Genomic DNA, 17,936 nt, shown 5'->3' with positions numbered 1-17,936 from the left:
GAGATTTGATATTCTCAAGGCATGGTTATTTTTAATGATATTCAGGATGTTGAGACTTGGCTGGCGCCTTTGGATTACGTCGCACTTTGGGACGCCGCAGCACCCTATGCGGTCTTCACCGAGGACGACCGGGAGCACTGCGATGGCTTGATTGCCGCGGGTACTGTCGCGCAGCACAAAATCCTTGCAGGCCTCAAGATCATGGTCCGTGTGGCGCTGTCCGAACGGTTCGACCTGCATGACCGCATCTATGATCCGGTCGACCGGCAATACCTGCGACGCACCCATTAGCCCGCCTCCGGCTTGAAGAGGCGCAGCCAGGGACAGTGACCGGCCTCGGCATCGACTCTGCGCGCGCCGGCCCATCCGTAATAGGTACAGGTGATGTAGTGCCGCTCGGCTAAGGGATCATAGCGCTTGCCGTTGTCAAGGAAGCTGTAGCTCAACGCGATATGCGGCGTGCCGAACAGCACGACGAATATCCACACCGCGAGGGGCGGGATGATCCAGAGAAAGAGTAGCAACGCTTTCATGAGCCACCTCGCGTGGACGAGGGAACGTCCGGCGTCACCAGCGTGATCTTCGGATCGGACTGCAGCACGCCACCTTCCAGCGGATTTGGCGCCAGCAAATCGCAGTAAGGCGCAATATGGTGCTGACCCACGGTCAGTGCCAGCACGAAGCCCAAACCCTTGATATGGATCAGCTGATGCGTGCGCGGCATGGCCATCAACTCGGCGGGGCTCATCCGCGGCTGTTTGATCAGGCTGAGATTGGTTTGGGTCTTCAGGCCATGGCTGTCTCCGCTGAGCGAGGTGGCGACCGCATGTTCGTTGCCCATGGCCTTGGAGATCCGCTCGGCCTCCGCGAAGGACGAGAAGCCGAACCACTGCTTGACGATGCAGTTCTCTTCAATGGTCTCGCATTCGAGCTTGCCAAAACGACGGATGACTTCGGAGCGACTCTGGTAGATTAGATAGACCTCGCAGGAATAGGCGCGGAGGGTAGTCAGAGATTCTACCAATGATTTCAATGGGATGTTTGTAAACTCATCCGCGATCACCCGCAATGCTCCAGCCCCCGAGTAGAGGGCATCGCAAAATGCGTTGATATGAAGCGCGAAATAGGAGCCTAGCCGGTTCATATGTGCCATCGGGCCAACGAGGAAGATGATTGCTCCTTCGCGGATTAGATCGGCATGCGTGATCGAAGCATCTTGCCCGGCGTCATGCAGCAGCGTGCCAGGCGCGAAGTGCCTCAGCGCGCGCTTGGCCTCGGTCATGTGCTGCGGGTGATGTTCATGGCCAATCGATGCCAGATAATCCCGCGCCTGCGCTTGCAGCATTGGTGTGCCTTCTTCGGCCTCAATTTCGGCAAGTGACAGCATCATATCGGGATCGCTGAGGATGGAGGCCGCCGCCCCCGGCGTGGCGCGATCCGGATTGCGAGCCAGCATCACATTGTTCGCAAAGGCGATCTTGCCCCGCGGATCGTCGCGCCAATACCTGTTCTTGGCATCGCCTGCGGGTTCCTCCAGAAGCGCATGGGTGATCGTCTCGTTGGCATAGAGTACCTCACGCGGGTCGCGCTTATACGCAGCTGAAGCCGAGCCAAACGCATTGAGCTGCACGCGGAACTGCGCCAGTCCGGGACAGGTGTTCATATCGTCGATGATGCGAACGATGCGCCCCTTCGCGGCGAACATAGTTGCGGCCTGCAACGCGATCTCTCCATTCTTGCAATCAAAGATAAGAGTGGCCTTCTCCGGCTCGGAGGCGGCGAGAGACAGCAGCCACGGCATCGCACCACATGTGGTCTTGCCCCCACCTGCCGCCGACGCCAGCAACGCATGCCCCTTCGGACCGAAGATGGGATGATGACCTTCTTCAGTGAGACCTAGAAGGCGGTGGCCCCCTGGATCATGGGCACGCGCCCGGGCGAAGGGTTTGCCCAAGAAAGAACTCATTTGATCAGCCCCCGCTGGCGCAACTCGGCCTCGCTGGCCATCCGGTCTGCCTTTGGGCTCGCGCCCTGCGCCTCGAAGCGCTTGAGCTTGCGCTGGCCGTTGATCCATTTGATGAGACCGACTATTGCATGCCCGAAACGCTTGACACCTGCGATCGTGCAGACCACCGCTGCGAAGCTCAGAAGCCAAAACTCCGGCGAGGCCGCTTGCCAGCAGACCCAGCCGAGCCCGAAACCTGCGCTGGCGCGCAGGAGGTCGAGATTGATCGCGAGGATCGGGTGCGCTTGGGTGCCAGGGCCGCTCATTGGCCCGCCCCGTAGCCCAGCGGCGTCAGCCGGACATTCCCTGCGCCATTGCCCTCGAAGAACGACACCCACCAGCCGCGCAGCTCCGCGGTGGTGCAGAAGGGCAGCACGTCATTGGGCAGGCTGCGCTGTTCGACCAGAAGGATGTAGATATCCGCACCGTTGAAATCATCAGGCTTGATGAAGCGATACTCGGGCCGGCTGGCGAACGTCTCGAAGCGCGGCAGATGACCCTGCTTGACGCAGAACTGACCGACTGCGCTGTTGTTCAACCCGTCGGTGAACAGGGTGAGCTTGGACAGCGGCGACGCGAAGCGATAGCGCGAGATGCCCTGGATTTGCTCCAGGATCGGCGAGGACGCGGCGATATGGGCGCTGTCTTGCGACTTGGCGATCAGGTCGCCCAGAAACGCCCGGAATGTCGCCATCGCTTCACCATGCTGGCGGACGAGTTTTGGGGCGGAGCTGGCAGGCGCGCCCAGTCGCTCTTGCTCCTGCGGCGTCTTGGCCGGCTTGCAGAGCGCGAAGACCGGCACGTTGACACTGGAGGTCCCCTCCTGCGCCGTGGTGAAGACCGACAGTTTCCCGTTAGGCGGCATGCCCTCGAAACTCTGCACGAAGGTGTTGACCAGATCGCGTCGCTGGCTGGGGCTGATCTGATGCGTCAACGAGAAGTCGACAAAGATCGCCGCCTGATGCTGATCGGGGCGCGTATAGCAATAGGCCGTGTCGATCTGCTCGCGGCCCAGATATTGTGCAGCGAGATAGCCGCCAGAACCGAGAGCGATGATCGGGATCAAGATGAGCGCCAGCCAGAGCAGCAGCTTTTTCAGAAGGCTGGGTCCACGGCGCTTGCCGTAGCCGCCGCGACGACGGGAATAAGGTGATTTTGCCATGAGATGGCTCCTTTTTTTGGGGGGTTAGGTGCTGGGCGGGGTGACGCGGAAGCTCTGCAGGCTGGCGGTGAAGTCAGCCTGGGCTGCGAGAATCTCGGCATGCACTTCCGCCTGGGCCTGCAGGAGCGCGTCGATGAGATCGCTCCGCGAGGGGGCATCGGGCAGGCGATCCGGATCGAGGATCAGCGCATCGAGCGGGTGCAGATCGATCTCGGGCTGCGGGGATGTCAGACCCGTGGCAAAGCAGTCCTGCTCCCATTCCGTTTTCGCAATGGCTTTGAGCTCAGCCTTCCCGGCGATCACTGCCGCGTTGAACTGCAGGATGTCGGCGCGCAGATCGGCGATGTCATCCGGATCGATATCACCGTCCAGAAGATCTTCTTCGGCAGCGGCAAAGATCTCGTCGATCTGGTCCAGGGTGTCTGCGACGAGCAATCCGATCTCATCGCCGTGATCCACATCGGTTCGGCCCACATAAGCGGCATAGCCAGGGATCGGATCAGAGAACCCGCTATAGCCTTTCGTGACCGATAGGATGAACGACAGGCTCGCTGCCACCATAATGACAAGTGCCATGCCGTCCCCGAAGGTTGCGGCAAAGCCAATGTCGGAGAAGTTGAAGATATCTTGGTGTTGCCCAGTAACGCGGACGCGCCCGCCCACGAAGACCATCAGGAGGGTGACGCAGACAAGGACGACGAAACCGCTGCGCGCCAACCAGCGCACGGGACGAAGATCGGGTGTCTGGATGCGGGCCGTGCTGCGGTAGCTGACAAAGCGCAAGCATGACCCTGCTGTCAGTCCTAAAACGGTCGTCACGATGGCGAAGGTGAGCGCGAAGCCCATCGCTGGAATGAGATCAAGATGTCCGTCGGCAAAAAGGGAGATCGTGGTGAAGACCGCCTCGAAGAGCGTTCCGAGCATCACGACGAGAAGCGTCAGTAGGACATTTGGTGTTTGCAGGGGGCGGTAAATCCCCACATCTGCCATGAACCGGCGCAACGCGTACCGTGCTGCATGCACTGCATGTTTCTGAGCGTCGATGGTCTGACAGCACAGACGAGAAATCATCCGCATAGACGTCACTGCATGCAGTTTGCGTGCGTTTGCGGCCTGTGCCTGGCCAGTCTGATCGGCGACGGTTAACTCTTGAAGCCGGGTTTCCAACTCGGCTTGGTTTTCCCCGAGGCGTTTCATGTGCTCCGCGATCCGATGCGCGGTTGCTGCGCTGCCTTGAGAGGGGGATTGATCCTTCATGGTCCACTCCAGTGATGGGGATTTGCTTCGAGTCGTTGGAGTAGACCGCTGCCGCTGGGACCGCTGGCAGTTGCGATGCCAGTCACGGGCATATCAGCCATGGCCCGACGGCCAGGACAGAATGGTGAGCGCCGCAATCAATAGGCTCAGGGCGACGAGTTTTTGAACCGTGATGTCTTCGGCGAACAGCGTGACTCCGATCACATTCACCGTGATCAGGCCCAAGGCGCTGGTCAGGATGGCGAGCGTGCCGAGATCATAGCCATGCGCGAGCCAGACAAAGCCCGCAGCGGAGGCCGCCCAGAGTGTGGCCCCCAGGATTGCGAGCGCCGGGCTCAACACGATAGCGGCGTAGTTGAGAAGGATTGTGCCCGAAGCAGATGCCAGCGCGGACACTCCTAGCACAGTGATCGCCATCCAGTTGGTCATTGCGAATCTCCCAAAAACTGACGCCCCCGGTATTCTCCGAAGGCGTCAGACCGTGCTGGCAAAGTGGGGAAGGATCAGTCGAGATCGCGCGGGTCGAAGTTCGGCGTCCGAAGAGCGAGGTCGATGAACATCAGCTTCTTGTGCCAAGTGCCGTAGGGCTTGTCGGTGATCAGGCCTTCCTTAGCTTTTCTAAGCCAATCGCTGATCGCCCGATCATAGGAGATGGGCTCATCGGCCCAGCTTTCGACATCAGCAGGCAGCGCCACCTGCTCACGCCCGTCAAAGACCTCCTCGATGGTGTCGGGACCGATGTCCAGTTCCGACCCCCAAGGATGCTCATACCGCACGCCGTGATGGAGACCTTCGAAGATCTTATAGGACACCAGGTCGCGCAATTCTTGCGGCTTGAGTCTCCGGCGGACCAACTCCTTCCCGGTCTTGCAGAAGAAATCCGGTCTCAAGAGTTCCGTCTTCGATTTGGCCCGCACGACATCAGTCATCGGCACCGCCAAAGGCTGCGTGAGAGCAAGGCCGTCTACGGGGAAGTCCAGATCAGGCACGCACGGCGTGTCCGTGATGTGCTGACACACAGCACAAAAGCCCAGATTGGTTGTTTTGGTCGACATCTCAGTCCTTTCCGCACCAATTTTGGTGCGTTGATGGTCTCGAGATGCTTGGCGGAGGTTTCAATGAGGGGTTTGCCGCTCACCCTCAAGAGGTACGATCGTGTCTCCGCCGCGCATACCGAGCATCGGCAACCCTTGTTTGCCACCGACTTGCACGAGAAGAATTGCCCGTAACTTGCCCAAAAGTTGACCTTACGGAGAAAATACATTACTATCAATATATTGGGAGTGATTATGGATGTTGATATCGCAAGATTATTAGGGGAAATTTTAGCCTTACAGGCTGGCGAACTGAATATTGATCCCTACGATCAATCGGCATTAGATCGCGTCAAGCTCATATCCGAAGTCTATGGGAACTTTGTCGGGGCTGACTTTAAGGGTTTTAGAGAAGAGTTCGAGGCCGGATACCAACACACTCAGCGCGATGTGCGGTTTGATCAGGGTCTACCCTTAGAAGGTCCGGTCAGCGCCCCAAGAAGAGACGAGCCTCCGCAACCATAACGCTTGCCACAGCGCACTGCCCACGCCAGCATGAACTGGAATTCATTTGCTATGGCGAGTTATGGACGGAAAGAAAGCCCCTCTTCAAAGAGAATTCCTATGGTACTTTGTGACTGAGAACCTAGGGGAAGTTTCCCAGGCTACAGCGGCTGCGGCAGTTAGGTTTTCGCCCTCAAAGTTCAACAGTTGGCGGTGGCATAAAGATCCAAGCCCGGAAAGCCTCAAGCAGATTGCAAAGAACATTCGAGACGAGTTGGGGCTACCCAGTGATCAAGACGATATCGAAGCGAACAAATTCGTTGTTGCCTTCAAGTTTGTCCGCAAGGTGCAGAATCGCGATGCAGCGATCGACGACGTCATCCCAGAACTAGCCCACAGCTTCATGAGAGAGATGCGGTTCATCAATGCAAAGGGTGAGCCGACAGAAAAACTGATTAAGTGGCTTAACTCAACACCTCCGCCACTCGCCGCGCCTCGGTATATTTCTCGAGAGCAAGCCTTCACTGAAAGCGAAGCGACATCGGCGATCTGGCTTAACCCTCACAACCACTATTCCCTTCCGCTTAGAGGGCGTGAAGCAGAACTCGCGCTGCTCGACCAATTCATGAACTCGAAAGAACGCTTCAAGATTGCTGCACTTGTCGCGCCCTCTGGTGCAGGCAAGACGCGGTTGGTTTCGGAATGGGCAAAACCCTACATCGTCGGTGAGAAGACCACGGAATGGGACGCTGGTTTTGTCGAAAGCCCTGACGCTGACAGTTGGAGCGAGGAAAACTGGCAACCGTCCAAAAACACACTCATCATTATCGACTACACCTACAACTATGCCGACGTGATCGGTGCGCTTATGAAACGCTTCGAGAATGGTGCGCCGTATGACATCCGGCTGCTCGTTCTCGACCATGTGTTGCCAGAGAAACTCCACCAAGACACGGCTTTTAGAAAAGGCGTCCCTTCGCTCGGATTTCGTGAAGCGAATAGCGAGCTGTTTTTTGAAAGGTGGCCGATTGCGCTGGACCCTCTCTCAGATACTCAAGGCTTCCTGCGCGGGATTATCGCGGCTGCAGCAGATCCATTCACGGAGGATGACGACGCGAAACGCTACAAGCCAGACAGCCCCAAGGTTACCTCTGCAGCGGATGCGCTTATGCAGATCGGAGCAGTCGATGGATCATTAGCAACACCAGATCAGATTAGACGCCGCGATGCAGTGCGCCACCCGCTCTTCGCAGCCTTACTTGGGCAAATGATCCGCAGAAGTCCCAATTCCGAGTTCTCAGGCATGACGAGACGTGACCTAGTTGGGCACTACTTTGAAAACGAACGTCGCTTGCCATGGCGCAAAGAAGCTCAGGACCCGGTTCTTGGGTATTGGGTGGGGTTCCATGTCTCCGCAGCAACTCTTCTCAGAGGCATCTCCATAAATGGCATTCTGGAGTTTCAGGACAATCTACCCGCGATCAGTCATCCCCTTGTTGGCGGAGAGGATGTCGAAACTTTGCTGGACATTTCTGGCCGGTTTGTTTCGTTTGTTGACCGTCATGTAATAAGGCCCCTAGAACCAGACATTTTGGGAGAGACGTTCGTTCTTAAGTTCTTAGCTGAAAATCGTAGTGCTACAGATTACCGATCATTCGCTTCCGCTTTATCTGTCTTTTCTGTATCGAACGGCTTCGAGGACCGAAGCGGATCCTTTTTGGAGACGATCCAGCGCTTGGTTCGAAACCTGTTAAATGAAGATCAAACACTTGCAGACGTACAATCAGCTTGGAGTAGTCTACTAAGATTTCTTAACCCAAAGTGGTTTCCGGAGGGTTCCACTATTCGACGCGCTATTTCCACGGGGCTTGCAGATCTTATCGCCCAGGGTCACCGGGCTGAGCGAGGACCAAAGCTCACTCCCTTTCTCGCCCACGTTGAAATAGAGGAATTGGGAAACACTCTCGATAAGCGCACAGATGTAGGAATTGGTCGAGCACTTTATTGCCTCGAACAGTACTTGACTATTGAAAGACTAGATTTTGAAAGCCAAAGAAAGTTCGTGAGAGTTTTTGACAGACTCACAAGATCGGTTGAAAGCTCAGTATCCTTGCTTAGACAGGCGGCAGCGGAAGGAACACTGAAAGCTGCCCAATTCCTCAAGACGCAGTTTGATGGAGATGTTAATGAGGCAGAGGCTAGCGGCTGGACAAGCTTGCTTGTTGCCACCTACTATAAAAATCACGAATTTGTAGTTTGGCTTCTTAATCTCAAGGCCGACCCAAATTGTTTTTTGTTTGAGGATGGATTAACTCCTCTGATGATTGCGGCGCGCTATGGTGAAGACAAATTGCTGCGGTCTCTTTTGGATTTTGGCGCTGATTTTGATGCAAGAACGCTTGATGGGGGTTGGACTGTCCTTATGCATGCATGTGTTGAAGAGCAAACGCAGAGCGTGCGAACGCTGATTGAAGCGGGGGCTAATTTAGATGCCTCGAGCTTCGGTGGTCATACAACGGCGCTAATGGTTGCCTGTGCGGCAGGCACAATAGAGATTGTTGCTCTGCTTATCGAAGGAGGCGCAAATCTCGATTTTGTCTCAAATTACGGTAACATCACTGCTCTCTCACTAGCAATCGAGAAAGGTCACTTTGATATTGTTCAAATACTTCTAGAAAGCGGGGCGAACGCTAACTCTCACCCTTCGATCAATGCCATTACACCTCTCGTACTTGCATGTGAGTGCGGCAATTCTGAGATTGCTCAGTTATTGCTGGATTTTGGAGCTGATCCAAATCGAGTAATTGGAGACGGCACTGACACAAGAAGTGCCTTATCTGTATCATGTTCTTTGGGGGCAGAAGATTTGGTGGATCTGCTTCTAAGCTCAGGCGCGGAAGTTGACATGCCCTTGGGTGACAGCGGGCCAACACCCCTCTTTTTAGCGAGTGCGGCAGGACAATTGGAGGCTTCTAAGCTTTTGGTCTCTGCAGGCGCGGAAATAGACAGAATGAACCTGAGTATGGGCTGGTCACCTCTCTTGGCTGCGAGCAGTGCAGGCCACCAACTGATGGTTGACTTCTTGATCGAAGCCGGGGCGGACGTAGACTTTGTCGCAGCCGACGAAGAGACTAGCTCGCTCGTCGTAGCATGCGCAGGAGGTCATATTGGAGTTGCAAAGCGGCTTATCGCAGCTAACGCAGATGTCGACCGACCCGTTCTCTCAAATGGCGCGACAATACTACGTGTAATTTGCCACTCAGCGGATGACGCGATGGCTTGCTGCTTGATAAGCTCAGGCGCGAGCCTTGTCGCAGTCACCACGGATGATGGATGGAACCCTCTTATCGCTGCGTGCTCAAATGGGCTACGCGCAGCAGCGAACTTGATGATTTCAGCTGGTGTCGACGTGAACTATTCAGCTGCTGCAGATGATGGCTGGACAGCTTTGATGGCGGCGTGTTTCGCTGGCGAGCTCGAGATTGCAAAAGACCTTGTCGAAAATGACGCGCAGGTAGACAAGACTACAAATGACATCGGGTGGACGGCTCTAATGGCTGCAAGTTCGGCTGGTCACCTGGACCTTGTTCAATATCTAACGCTTTCGAAGGCATCACTTGACCGAGCCACGACTGATATAGGAATGACGGCCCTAATGATGGCAGTACTCGGAAACCACGCGAAAGTGGTAAATTTTTTGATCGAAGCCGGTGCAAACACTGACCAACGGACATTTGATCGATGCATGACTGCACGAGACTTGGCCGCTGAATATGGTTTCTTCGAAATCGTATCGATAATTGACCGTCAATCAAAATAACTTCGCTTTGCAGAAACTGTGTCTTGAAGTTCAGAAAAAATAGGTGATACTTATTAGCCCTTCAAATGCGGTTCACATCTAGCGGCCAGTTTATCATTTCTATGTATATTTTTTGGGTTGGGTTTTGTTAGCCGCATTTATGCGCGCGGGAGCGTGCTGCTCAGCGGATCACCTCAAATCCATTCAATACGCTATCATTGTAGCCTAAAGTCTGAGTGCTACTAAATATCAAGTAAAGGTTAACGTAAGACATAAGTTACGGCGAGTGTTTTCCCACAGGGCTGGCATTAAGGCGGGCTGTCTGCTAAAGTATGGCAAGCGTGAGCGCAGCTTCCGTTCAAAAGCCTCCTCCAAAGCAAGAAAGCCAAGACAGCTTTCCTTTTAAAAAATATAGTATTCCTCAAAGGGAAAAGACGAACGCAAGCTGTGTTTTGTATTACAAAACGGCTTGCGAAGGGGGCGGAGCCCCCGTTCGATCCCTCAGCGACAAGGACGAAGTTTGCACGATCACTTCCGTTTCTGGTAAAATAGAGACGGAGCAGAATATGAACGATGGCAAAGGCATAGATGACAAACGACAGCGCGACTTCGACGATCTGCAGCATGAGCTGACCGGTCGTGATGTGGGGCGCATCAGTCGTTTTCTCGCGGAAGGCGACGTCCGATCCCCGGAAGCCAAACGCAAGAAGGCGGAGCGGGAGCACATGCGTCGCAGTCTTTCGATGCTGCTTGACGATCCAATCTATCGCGCCCGTTATGATCGAGCGATGGACGTGTTGCGCAGTGCCGAACAGGCGGTGGACCAAGCGCAGGACAGTTTGGGCCGCATGATCAGGGCCGCTCAGATCGACATCTCCAGCATGGAAAACCGCGCCGCGCGCTTGCCAGACGGGACGTTGGTGTTTCGCGATGCGACAGGCACCGTCCGTAGCGCCGATGGAACGAGGATTGAGAGCGATCTTGCAGCGACGATCCTCTGGACAGGACAGGAACCCAGCTTTGAGGAGTATCGCGCCGCGCAGCAGCACCTGGAAGAGTTGCATATCAGCCAAGATGACATCCGCAACTACGAGGTAAATGTGCTCGGCTCTGCCCGCAATCGCTTGATGGATGAAGACAATCCACCGAGTTTCGAGGAACTCGACGACATCATGAAAGACATCGAAGCCGAAATGCCGGATCGCGTTCGCCACACCATCGCTGAGCCAGATGCGACCAAGCCTGCAGCGCCGGTCTTCTCGACGCAGATGGTGCCCGATCTCGGAGCGAACAGGTGAAGATCAGTCCAACGCGCCGCATTCTCTGATAATCAACGCCAGAATAACGCCACTCGGATGTGCATCCCGGTAAGCGGCGATGGCGTCGCGGATGTCCGAATTGCGCGTCTTCCAGGCATCGTCGGCAAAGTACCAGTCATTCACGCAGGATGCCTTTCCAAGATGGGTTTGCGTGAACACAACGCCTGCCATGGTCACGGAGGTCTCGATATAGCTGTTCTGACTTGCCTCGGACCAAGTGGCGAACTCCGCGCCTGTGAAGCCCTCTGCCAAACTCTGTTGTGGATAACTCATGAGTGGGATCGCGAGCGCACTTGCCCCAATGCACCGAGCTATGCTGTTCATATGTAATGGTTTTTGGACAAGACACAGCTTTACGGGATTCCGCCAAAACGGTAAACACAGACCCAGGAAATCTGCGGCGTTCCGCTGACACCAGATCTGCGGCGCGGGCATTTCGGCGGGTGATCGGAAAGGATCCTATTCGATCAGGTGCCATGCCCAAACCGCGCCGCATCGGCTATGTCCGCGTCTCGACGGAACGCCAGCAAGTTGATCGCCAAATCCTGCAACTCGAAGCGATCTGCGATGAGCTGCGGGTGGAAAAGCTATCCGCCGTTGCGGCAGAGCGGCCTGTCTTCGATGCCTTGCTCCGGGAGCTGGCGGCGGGCGATACCTTTGTTGTCGTCGACATCGACCGCGCCTTTCGCAGCGCGATTGACGCGATCCTGACAGCAGGTGCCCTGGAGGCGCGGGGCGTCACGTTCGAAGTGCTGACATTCCCCATGAGCACGACGAGCGATGAGGGCGAGTTCATGTACGGCGTTTTGGCTTTGGCCGCGCAGTTCGAACGCCGGATCATCCGCCGCCGCACCAAGGAGGGTCTTGCCGCTGCGCGCAGACGCGGTGTCCGCCTTGGTCGACCTTCACATTTACAGGAGCCCGTGATCCGAGAGGCCTATGCCTGGATGGTCGAAATCGGCTTGCCGTGCCGCTATGTTGCAGCGCTTCTCGGAGTGTCCCGGCTGACCTTGCAGCGAGGCTTTCATCGTCTTGAGCTGAGCTATCCGATCCCACCGAAACCCCCAAAAGGAGATGAGCCATGACACATTCAGTTTACGATCTCAGTCAGGCTGAACTGTTCCGCTTGACCAGCGCCTACGCTGCCATCCGCTGTCCCAAGATCCGCAAAGAGTTCCTACGCACGGTCGAAGCTTGGGCGCAGGACCAATGGCACGATCAGGAAAGCGGATGCTGAGCGAAACGAACGTCGAATGAGTGAAAACGATCTCAGAGCGGACGTTGATCACACGCTGTTGGTAGGCCGAAATGCGAGACAAAGCTGCCAAACCTTGTGATAGGATAAAGGTCTGCTATCGAACGCGCCTCTCATAGTCTTTGACAGTTGATTGTAGCTGTCGTTTGAAGGCGCGCTGCATACGTTGATGGTCTCCAAATCCGGTACTTCGAACAACATTCGCGACAGACATGCCTGCCGCCAAACGATCCGCTGCCAAACGGACACGAACTGCCTCGACGAACTTGGTTGGAGATACACCCAGTTGCGCATTAAAGCGCCTGGTTAGCGTCCTTGGCGTTGTGCCGGCAAAATCTGCCATTTCAGCAAGCGTCCACGCACGGGATGGGTGCTGCGCGACTTTATCAATTAGGTCAGACAGCTGGCTATCGGCTGAGAACTGGGCGGACAACACATCATTGAATTGGCTTTGATCGCCAGACCGCGACAAGTGAACCAGCATACCTCGCGCGGCAGACAAAGCGGCTGCGGCACCGCAATCCTGCTTCAAAATGAACAATGCCAAATCGATACCCGCCGTCACGCCGCCGGACGTGTGAACGTGACCGTCTTTGATATAGAGCTTGTCAATATCCCAATCGACAGAAGGATAGTGTCGTTTGACAAACTGTTCCCTTTGCCAGTGCGTTGTCGCGGGGCGACCATCCAAGATGCCTGCGTGGGCAAGCAAAACCGACCCAGAGCATATGCTGATCAAACGCTCCCCACGCCAGCTCGCCAGATAGTCTAGGAGGGGTCGGTTCTTGAGCGCTTCGTCCACGCCCATGCCGCCAGGTACCAAAAGATAGTCAGCGCCTGACGCGTCGTGCAAACCGATATCCGGCGTAAGTCTCAAGCCGCAGGCCGCCGTAACCGGCGCTCCGTCTGATGACGCGTATCTCAGGCTGTAAGCCTGTTTGCCGTCACGCTGCGCGTTGCCGAACACATGGGTCGGGCCGCTCACATCGAGCAATGTCACACCGTCAAAGAGAAGAACGTCTATTTGGCGTCGGGGTTTGTCCATAATTGATCAAGCTATGTCCAAAAAGACATCTGTGGAAGCGTTATCGTCTGGCAACCGCTCCCCGCCTAGGAAACTTTCGCCCCCGAATGACCCACAAAGACCCCCAGTCCAAAATGTCGCACCATACTGCAAGCGCAGTCGGTCCGAGCCTTGCCCTACTGACGGCACTGATCTTCGCGACGAGCAGCATCGCAGCAAAGATCGCGACCTTCGACCTCGATGCCTTGACGATCATATTGGTCCGCTCTTCGATTGCTGTCGTGACCTTGTTCGCGGTTCTGCTTTTCCAGACCAGCTCAGCGTTTCGGATCAGCATTCGGGACATCCCGGCAATCACTGTTCTCGGAGTGGTGGGTATCGTAGCCACACTTTGGTTTCTGTTGCAGGCTTTGACCTACACGACGGTTACAAGCATCGCCCTGATCGGTGCCACAGCGCCCATCGTGACCGCTGTTTCTGCCGCTTTAGTGTTCAAAGAAAGGTTGCCGCGTGTGGCATACCTCGGTGTTGTATTGTCATTTGGCGGCGTCGTCCTTTTGATCACGGACGGACGGATAGCAGCCTTGCGCGAATTGTCGTTCAACCGGGGTGATCTGCTTATGTTCGGGAATGTCGTCAGCTCGGCAGTTTACGCCCTGACGATCAAAAGCCTTAGCGCAAAATATGCGTCCCTGACCCTGACGTTTTACATGACAATTGCGGCCATTGTCGCCCTGCTGCTCCTTGTTGACTTTGATCAGGTTCGCCAGGTCTCCTCTGCCTCAGCGACAAGCATTTGGGCCTTGCTCTATCTGGGCATCGTGACATCGGCCATCGGGTATTTCCTTTACAACTACACTGTCAAAATCGTCGGTCCGACCGTCATGTCCTGCACGGTCTTCAGCGCCATGCCGGTCTTTGTCATGATACTGGCATGGGTCATGCTGGGGGAGGTCATCACGTCGTTCGAGGTGGTCAGTTCTGTATTGATTTCTGTAGGGCTGTTCTTCGTTCTGAGACCAAACAGACGGGTGTAGCCTACACAATTCGACTGGGTCATGAACACAAAGCTGCCGTTCGTTGATCACGCAGCATCGGTTGTTTTGGGCTCCCTCCCGACCTTAGCTGCGCGGCGTGCTAAGGTCGGCGCGCAGCCCGAAGCGGTCATTGAATGCTTGATCTCCTATGACCGCCTAAGCGGGATTTGCAGACATTCAGTGAATGTCCGGTTCTGAATTGCCCTGGAGTCAGCCTCTTGGGCCCGTTCGCCGATCTTGACACGGTCAATGTCAGGCCTTACCTGACTGTCAGGATAAACCTGACGGAATGCTGTGCCATGGGAAACTTACATTGTTCGTTCTGCGGCAAGTCTGATCAAGAGATTGCCAAGCTGGCTGCTGGCCCAGGCGGCTTGCATATTTGCGATGAGTGCGTGGAGGTGTGCCAATTGGTCATGAACGGCACTGACGCACCTCCGAAGGCATTCGACCCAACGAACTGGCCGACGGAAAGACTGATCAACGCGTTGGGCGCGCTAGATGCAACAGCTGAATCCTATAAGGAACACCTTGCTCGGGCTGTCGATGCGCTGCGCGAGCGAGATGTCAGCTGGGCAAAGATCGCTGAACCACTGGGAATATCGCGGCAATCAGCATGGGAGCGGTTCAATTAACCTGATCCCTGACGTCCGCAGCACCCTCACGAATGCGCAAGCTGGGTTCGGAGCTGACCTTAAATTCGTCTTGTTGCGAAGACCGCAGCAAGCCCGAAGTAGGCATTGGCTTCTTGAGCTTCTCCGACCGAATGGCGGGAAAAAGCTGACCCTGGCCGGGATGGTTCCGAAGGTCCTGCTGTTTGGCTACACTCCAGAAACAACGCCGGATCGCTGCTGACATATTTGTGCACGTCAACACACCCGCTCCGGCCTATTCCGGGCGTTAAGCTGTTTGGGTGCGACCATGTATGACGAGAGTGCTATTCGTGTTCAGCGTGGCCAGACGATCCCTGCAGAATGGTCTGCAATCGCGGTGACGCTTGGAGATGAGGGTCATCCTTTGCATGCTCAGCGCCGCTTGAACGTCGACGGGGACATGACGACGGCTTTCTTTGGTGGAGGCGCAATTGAGATTGTCCTGTCACAAGACGGTCAATTGTTGCATTCCGAGACGGTCGACGTCCCGAAAAACTACATGCTGACAGTCTCCGTAGAGCTAAACGCAAGGGGATTGCTTGCGCGTATGCTCGGGCGAGGACCGGTGCGGATTGTCGAGGTCGAGCGCCGTGATCTTGGCTCGAATGAGCCCGAGGGTTCGATATCTCCGCGCAGCCTTTTGCGCAGTCAGTTCTGGTTTGGAACGGCGCGGGATCTTGAGACGTTCAACACCCTGATGGCTGAGCGTGACGACTATTACTCAGAAGAAAATGAGGATGTGGAAGGCACGCGCGAGGTCGTTGGCCTGTCTGCCTTTGCCGACGCGCAGGGTGAGCAGTGGTATGACCACGATTTCCTGGAGTACGGCTTCGCCAGGCAAGGCGATGACCTGGAGAGCCGCTTTGCCGGTCATTCGTGGGTTACGCAGTGGGCGCCACGCGTTCGAGAGCGCATTGATCCGGTTCAATTGCAGGCGGTCAACATCTATGTCAGCATGCTGATCGACGATAATGATCGCTTTGGCGACGGAATGAAGATCGCAGAGCCCCGCGACATCGTGAGGCGCGACTTGGTCCTGCGCTATTTGGGCGAGATCGAGTTCGAGGATCGATAGGGAACGGGGGACGCGTTCGCGGACGGATCTACCGTTTGCTTCCATGTATTCAACGGCAGTTTTTATCTACATAGGGCTAAAACATGACCAACCCTTGGTGAATACTATGGCTTCAGGCGGCATCTCGGCCAACTGCTGCGTTCAGCCTAGTATGCGCTGGCGAGAGCAGTTGATTGGCGTTTTGCCTCCGCCTTTGTTGCCGCGTAGTTTGCATTCAAGACAGTTGGCTGCACGCGGAGGTGCTGCACATCTTCAATTCCGATGAAGGTCAGCCAATCCTCAAGAAAAGGCGTTGAAAAGTCGGAGCCGAAGTTTGGACCGATGTCTTGGTGCCATACACCGCTCGCATGGACCAAGACCGCCTTTCGCCCGGTCATCAAGCCGGAATAGCCAGCTTCGGGATCAAACCCAAAGCTCCACCCCGGCTGCGTCACAAGATCAATGAACTGTTTGAGGATGTAGGGGATACCGTTGTTCCAAATGGGCACGTTAAGAACATAGAGATCGGCGTTGGCGAAACGGTCGAACACCGCACGAACAGCTGCCCACGCTGCCACTTCTTCTTCAGTTTGATCGCGACCCGTAAACAGCGCCATCTTTGCGCTGGTGGCGACTGTACCGAAGGGCGGAAGATCGGCGGCAAAAAGGTCAAGCTGGTCGATCTGCACAGCTTTATCTTTCTGAAGCTCGAACAGGAAGGTGTTCGCGATGTCGAGTGACTGGCTCTCATCGCCCCGTGGCGATGCGTTGATATGTAGGATTTTCATGTTCCAAGCCTTCCTTCTGGTTTGTTTTTCGTCGGCTTCGTGAAGAGCCTGACTGTCTGTTGGATCATCGGGATCAGCCCATACAGCATGGCAAAAACCATGAGCGGAGTGAGAATTGCTGTGCGCTGCCAGAGGAGCCAGTCGGCTGCCAAGGGCTCGATCAAGAAGGAAAGAAGCGTAATCAGCGGGTAGACACCGATCAGCACAAGCAGCGTGAACAGCAATGTTGGGCGGTTCGATCTTGGCATTCACTGATCCAATAGAAACGACTCGTTTCGTTATGAATAGAACGACCCGTTTCGTTAAGTCAAGCACTGTGCTAAACACACCCCATGACCAGTGACCCACAACGTCGATCCATAGGGGCGAAACGCAACCCGGCCAGCGCAGAGGCTATCCTTGACGCAGCGGAAAACCTGCTTGCGGAGCGCGGGTATGGTGGGTTCACCATCGAAGCGGTCGCGCGGCGGGCGCGAGCAGGCAAGCCGACGATCTATAAGTGGTGGAACAGCAAAGCCGCCTTGCTGCTCGATGTCTACCAACGGCAAAAATCCATCGTGTTTACTGACACTGGCAACCTCGAAGACGACATTGTGAGCTTCGTCACAGCGATCATGGCGCACTGGAGAGATACGCCAGCCGGTGCGGTATTTCGTTCAGTGATTGCCGAGGCACAATCTGACGAGAAATCAGCTTTGACACTAAAGAAATTTGCAGAAGAACGACAGTCTGAAACAAGCTTTCTGATCATGCGCGGCCTTAAGCGCGGAGAGGTCAAAGACGAGATTTTCCCGAAACATGCCGCCCGCTGGATCAGCGCATATCTCTGGTTCCGACTTTTGACAGGCGACCTCGCTATTTCAGAGCAAGACCTGCGCAGAGATATCAACGTTCTGCTGATAGGGCTCGCCAAAAGCTAAAGTTAGAATGCGCCAGAGCCGACTTTCGCTTCAGTGTAGCAAGCCTGCAGAATGGGCTCGGAGCCAGCCTTAACCGCGTCAGGCTCCTATAACCGAAGCCAGCCCGAAGCGGACATTGGCTCAAG

Annotated in this window: 21 protein-coding genes and 1 pseudogene; 11 read left to right on the top strand and 11 right to left on the bottom strand. The window is 55.6% G+C overall.

From position 1 onward, the window contains the following. Nucleotides 1-21 precede the first annotated feature (21 nt). On the top strand, nt 22-291 hold the full coding sequence (locus CFI11_RS14060) for a hypothetical protein (RefSeq protein ID WP_130406992.1): 270 nt from the start codon (nt 22-24) through the stop codon (nt 289-291). Here CFI11_RS14060 and CFI11_RS14055 read toward each other — a convergent pair. From CFI11_RS14055 to CFI11_RS14025, 7 genes are all read right to left on the bottom strand, one after another. Continuing rightward, nucleotides 288-533, bottom strand: a complete 246-nt coding sequence (locus CFI11_RS14055) for a hypothetical protein (RefSeq protein ID WP_130406990.1) — start codon at nt 531-533, stop codon at nt 288-290. The two genes, CFI11_RS14060 and CFI11_RS14055, sit on opposite strands and share 4 nt — an antisense overlap. Next, nucleotides 530-1,954 carry a type IV secretory system conjugative DNA transfer family protein gene (locus CFI11_RS14050; protein WP_165390268.1) on the bottom strand — a complete coding sequence of 475 codons (1,425 nt, stop codon included), beginning with the start codon at nt 1,952-1,954 and terminating at the stop codon, nt 530-532. The genes CFI11_RS14055 and CFI11_RS14050 overlap by 4 nt, the downstream gene beginning before the upstream one ends. 8 nt (nt 1,955-1,962) lie before the next feature. Next, nucleotides 1,963-2,271: a hypothetical protein gene (locus CFI11_RS14045; protein ID WP_130406986.1), complete on the bottom strand. Its 309-nt coding sequence runs from the start codon at nt 2,269-2,271 to the stop codon at nt 1,963-1,965. Beyond that, nucleotides 2,268-3,167 carry a hypothetical protein gene (locus CFI11_RS14040; protein WP_130406984.1) on the bottom strand — a complete coding sequence of 300 codons (900 nt, stop codon included), beginning with the start codon at nt 3,165-3,167 and terminating at the stop codon, nt 2,268-2,270. Before CFI11_RS14040 ends, CFI11_RS14045 begins: the two co-directional genes overlap by 4 nt. Before the next feature lie 24 nt (nt 3,168-3,191). After that, nucleotides 3,192-4,424 (bottom strand): hypothetical protein, encoded by a 1,233-nt coding sequence (locus tag CFI11_RS14035; RefSeq protein WP_130406982.1) that lies wholly within the window; start codon nt 4,422-4,424, stop codon nt 3,192-3,194. 93 nt (nt 4,425-4,517) lie between these two features. Further along, nucleotides 4,518-4,853: a hypothetical protein gene (locus CFI11_RS14030; RefSeq protein WP_130406980.1), complete on the bottom strand. Its 336-nt coding sequence runs from the start codon at nt 4,851-4,853 to the stop codon at nt 4,518-4,520. A 74-nt stretch (nt 4,854-4,927) separates the two neighbouring features. Next, complete coding sequence (locus CFI11_RS14025) at nt 4,928-5,479, bottom strand: hypothetical protein (RefSeq protein ID WP_130406978.1); 552 nt, start codon at nt 5,477-5,479, stop codon at nt 4,928-4,930. 234 nt (nt 5,480-5,713) lie between these two features. On the opposite strand from CFI11_RS14025, the gene CFI11_RS14020 reads away from it, so the two are divergent. The 3 genes from CFI11_RS14020 (at nt 5,714) to CFI11_RS14010 (ending at nt 11,059) form a co-directional block, all read left to right on the top strand. Beyond that, entirely contained in the window at nt 5,714-5,983 is a 270-nt protein-coding gene (locus CFI11_RS14020) for a hypothetical protein (RefSeq protein WP_130406976.1), read from the top strand. A gap of 109 nt (nt 5,984-6,092) precedes the next feature. Next, complete coding sequence (locus tag CFI11_RS14015) at nt 6,093-9,782, top strand: ankyrin repeat domain-containing protein (RefSeq protein ID WP_165390267.1); 3,690 nt, start codon at nt 6,093-6,095, stop codon at nt 9,780-9,782. A gap of 320 nt (nt 9,783-10,102) precedes the next feature. Then, nucleotides 10,103-11,059: a hypothetical protein gene (locus tag CFI11_RS14010; RefSeq protein ID WP_130406972.1), complete on the top strand. Its 957-nt coding sequence runs from the start codon at nt 10,103-10,105 to the stop codon at nt 11,057-11,059. 3 nt (nt 11,060-11,062) lie between these two features. Here the strand turns inward: CFI11_RS14010 and CFI11_RS14005 are convergent, their stop codons facing one another. Further along, entirely contained in the window at nt 11,063-11,353 is a 291-nt protein-coding gene (locus CFI11_RS14005; RefSeq protein WP_130406970.1) for a hypothetical protein, read from the bottom strand. Nucleotides 11,354-11,556: 203 nt separating this feature from the next. On the opposite strand from CFI11_RS14005, the gene CFI11_RS14000 reads away from it, so the two are divergent. After that, nucleotides 11,557-12,165 carry a recombinase family protein gene (locus CFI11_RS14000; RefSeq protein ID WP_130406968.1) on the top strand — a complete coding sequence of 203 codons (609 nt, stop codon included), beginning with the start codon at nt 11,557-11,559 and terminating at the stop codon, nt 12,163-12,165. Further along, nucleotides 12,162-12,317 carry a hypothetical protein gene (locus tag CFI11_RS24340; protein ID WP_165390266.1) on the top strand — a complete coding sequence of 52 codons (156 nt, stop codon included), beginning with the start codon at nt 12,162-12,164 and terminating at the stop codon, nt 12,315-12,317. Before CFI11_RS14000 ends, CFI11_RS24340 begins: the two co-directional genes overlap by 4 nt. A gap of 115 nt (nt 12,318-12,432) precedes the next feature. On the opposite strand, the gene CFI11_RS13995 is transcribed toward CFI11_RS24340, so the two are convergent. Then, on the bottom strand, nt 12,433-13,380 hold the full coding sequence (locus tag CFI11_RS13995) for a GlxA family transcriptional regulator (RefSeq protein ID WP_130406966.1): 948 nt from the start codon (nt 13,378-13,380) through the stop codon (nt 12,433-12,435). 113 nt (nt 13,381-13,493) lie between these two features. Between CFI11_RS13995 and CFI11_RS13990 the strand changes: the two genes are divergently transcribed. The 3 genes from CFI11_RS13990 to CFI11_RS13980 all read left to right on the top strand — a co-directional run bounded on the left by CFI11_RS13990 (nt 13,494) and on the right by CFI11_RS13980 (nt 16,124). Next, nucleotides 13,494-14,396, top strand: a complete 903-nt coding sequence (locus CFI11_RS13990; RefSeq protein WP_217358697.1) for a DMT family transporter — start codon at nt 13,494-13,496, stop codon at nt 14,394-14,396. A 218-nt stretch (nt 14,397-14,614) separates the two neighbouring features. After that, a complete protein-coding gene (locus CFI11_RS24845; protein WP_130406962.1) occupies nt 14,615-15,031 on the top strand; it encodes a ClpX C4-type zinc finger protein in 417 nt (138 codons plus the stop codon). Between the two features lie 418 nt (nt 15,032-15,449). After that, complete coding sequence (locus tag CFI11_RS13980; protein ID WP_165390265.1) at nt 15,450-16,124, top strand: immunity 22 family protein; 675 nt, start codon at nt 15,450-15,452, stop codon at nt 16,122-16,124. Between the two features lie 146 nt (nt 16,125-16,270). Here the strand turns inward: CFI11_RS13980 and CFI11_RS13975 are convergent, their stop codons facing one another. Both CFI11_RS13975 and CFI11_RS13970 read right to left on the bottom strand, forming a co-directional pair. Continuing rightward, complete coding sequence (locus CFI11_RS13975; protein ID WP_130406958.1) at nt 16,271-16,891, bottom strand: FMN-dependent NADH-azoreductase; 621 nt, start codon at nt 16,889-16,891, stop codon at nt 16,271-16,273. Next, nucleotides 16,888-17,115, bottom strand: a complete 228-nt coding sequence (locus CFI11_RS13970; protein WP_217358696.1) for a hypothetical protein — start codon at nt 17,113-17,115, stop codon at nt 16,888-16,890. The genes CFI11_RS13975 and CFI11_RS13970 overlap by 4 nt, the downstream gene beginning before the upstream one ends. A gap of 108 nt (nt 17,116-17,223) precedes the next feature. Here CFI11_RS13970 and CFI11_RS24970 point away from each other — a divergent pair. Together CFI11_RS24970 and CFI11_RS13965 are read left to right on the top strand one after the other, a co-directional pair. Then, nucleotides 17,224-17,412: pseudogene (locus tag CFI11_RS24970) on the top strand (helix-turn-helix domain-containing protein); the annotation flags it as partial. Further along, on the top strand, nt 17,413-17,811 hold the full coding sequence (locus tag CFI11_RS13965; protein WP_254448921.1) for a TetR-like C-terminal domain-containing protein: 399 nt from the start codon (nt 17,413-17,415) through the stop codon (nt 17,809-17,811). Nucleotides 17,812-17,936 lie beyond the last annotated feature (125 nt).

It is taken from the genome of Thalassococcus sp. S3, from assembly GCF_004216475.1.
In the GTDB taxonomy this organism is placed as follows: Bacteria; Pseudomonadota; Alphaproteobacteria; order Rhodobacterales; family Rhodobacteraceae.
The sequence above is the reverse complement of the archived record's forward strand: the minus strand, read 5'-3'. Positions and strand labels throughout refer to the sequence as shown.

Excerpts from the sequence above, each read along its gene's own strand:
- CFI11_RS13995 (WP_130406966.1), bottom strand. The coding sequence starts at position 13,380 with ATGGACAAACCCCGACGCCAAATAGACGTTCTTCTCTTTGACGGTGTG.
- CFI11_RS14055 (WP_130406990.1), bottom strand. The coding sequence starts at position 533 with ATGAAAGCGTTGCTACTCTTTCTCTGGATCATCCCGCCCCTCGCGGTG.
- CFI11_RS14020 (WP_130406976.1), top strand. The coding sequence starts at position 5,714 with ATGGATGTTGATATCGCAAGATTATTAGGGGAAATTTTAGCCTTACAG.
- CFI11_RS14035 (WP_130406982.1), bottom strand. The coding sequence starts at position 4,424 with ATGAAGGATCAATCCCCCTCTCAAGGCAGCGCAGCAACCGCGCATCGG.
- CFI11_RS14000 (WP_130406968.1), top strand. The coding sequence starts at position 11,557 with ATGCCCAAACCGCGCCGCATCGGCTATGTCCGCGTCTCGACGGAACGC.
- CFI11_RS24340 (WP_165390266.1), top strand. The coding sequence starts at position 12,162 with ATGACACATTCAGTTTACGATCTCAGTCAGGCTGAACTGTTCCGCTTG.
- CFI11_RS13990 (WP_217358697.1), top strand. The coding sequence starts at position 13,494 with ATGTCGCACCATACTGCAAGCGCAGTCGGTCCGAGCCTTGCCCTACTG.
- CFI11_RS14040 (WP_130406984.1), bottom strand. The coding sequence starts at position 3,167 with ATGGCAAAATCACCTTATTCCCGTCGTCGCGGCGGCTACGGCAAGCGC.
- CFI11_RS14005 (WP_130406970.1), bottom strand. The coding sequence starts at position 11,353 with ATGAGTTATCCACAACAGAGTTTGGCAGAGGGCTTCACAGGCGCGGAG.
- CFI11_RS13980 (WP_165390265.1), top strand. The coding sequence starts at position 15,450 with ATGACGACGGCTTTCTTTGGTGGAGGCGCAATTGAGATTGTCCTGTCA.
- CFI11_RS14025 (WP_130406978.1), bottom strand. The coding sequence starts at position 5,479 with ATGTCGACCAAAACAACCAATCTGGGCTTTTGTGCTGTGTGTCAGCAC.
- CFI11_RS13975 (WP_130406958.1), bottom strand. The coding sequence starts at position 16,891 with ATGAAAATCCTACATATCAACGCATCGCCACGGGGCGATGAGAGCCAG.
- CFI11_RS14060 (WP_130406992.1), top strand. The coding sequence starts at position 22 with ATGGTTATTTTTAATGATATTCAGGATGTTGAGACTTGGCTGGCGCCT.
- CFI11_RS14045 (WP_130406986.1), bottom strand. The coding sequence starts at position 2,271 with ATGAGCGGCCCTGGCACCCAAGCGCACCCGATCCTCGCGATCAATCTC.
- CFI11_RS14030 (WP_130406980.1), bottom strand. The coding sequence starts at position 4,853 with ATGACCAACTGGATGGCGATCACTGTGCTAGGAGTGTCCGCGCTGGCA.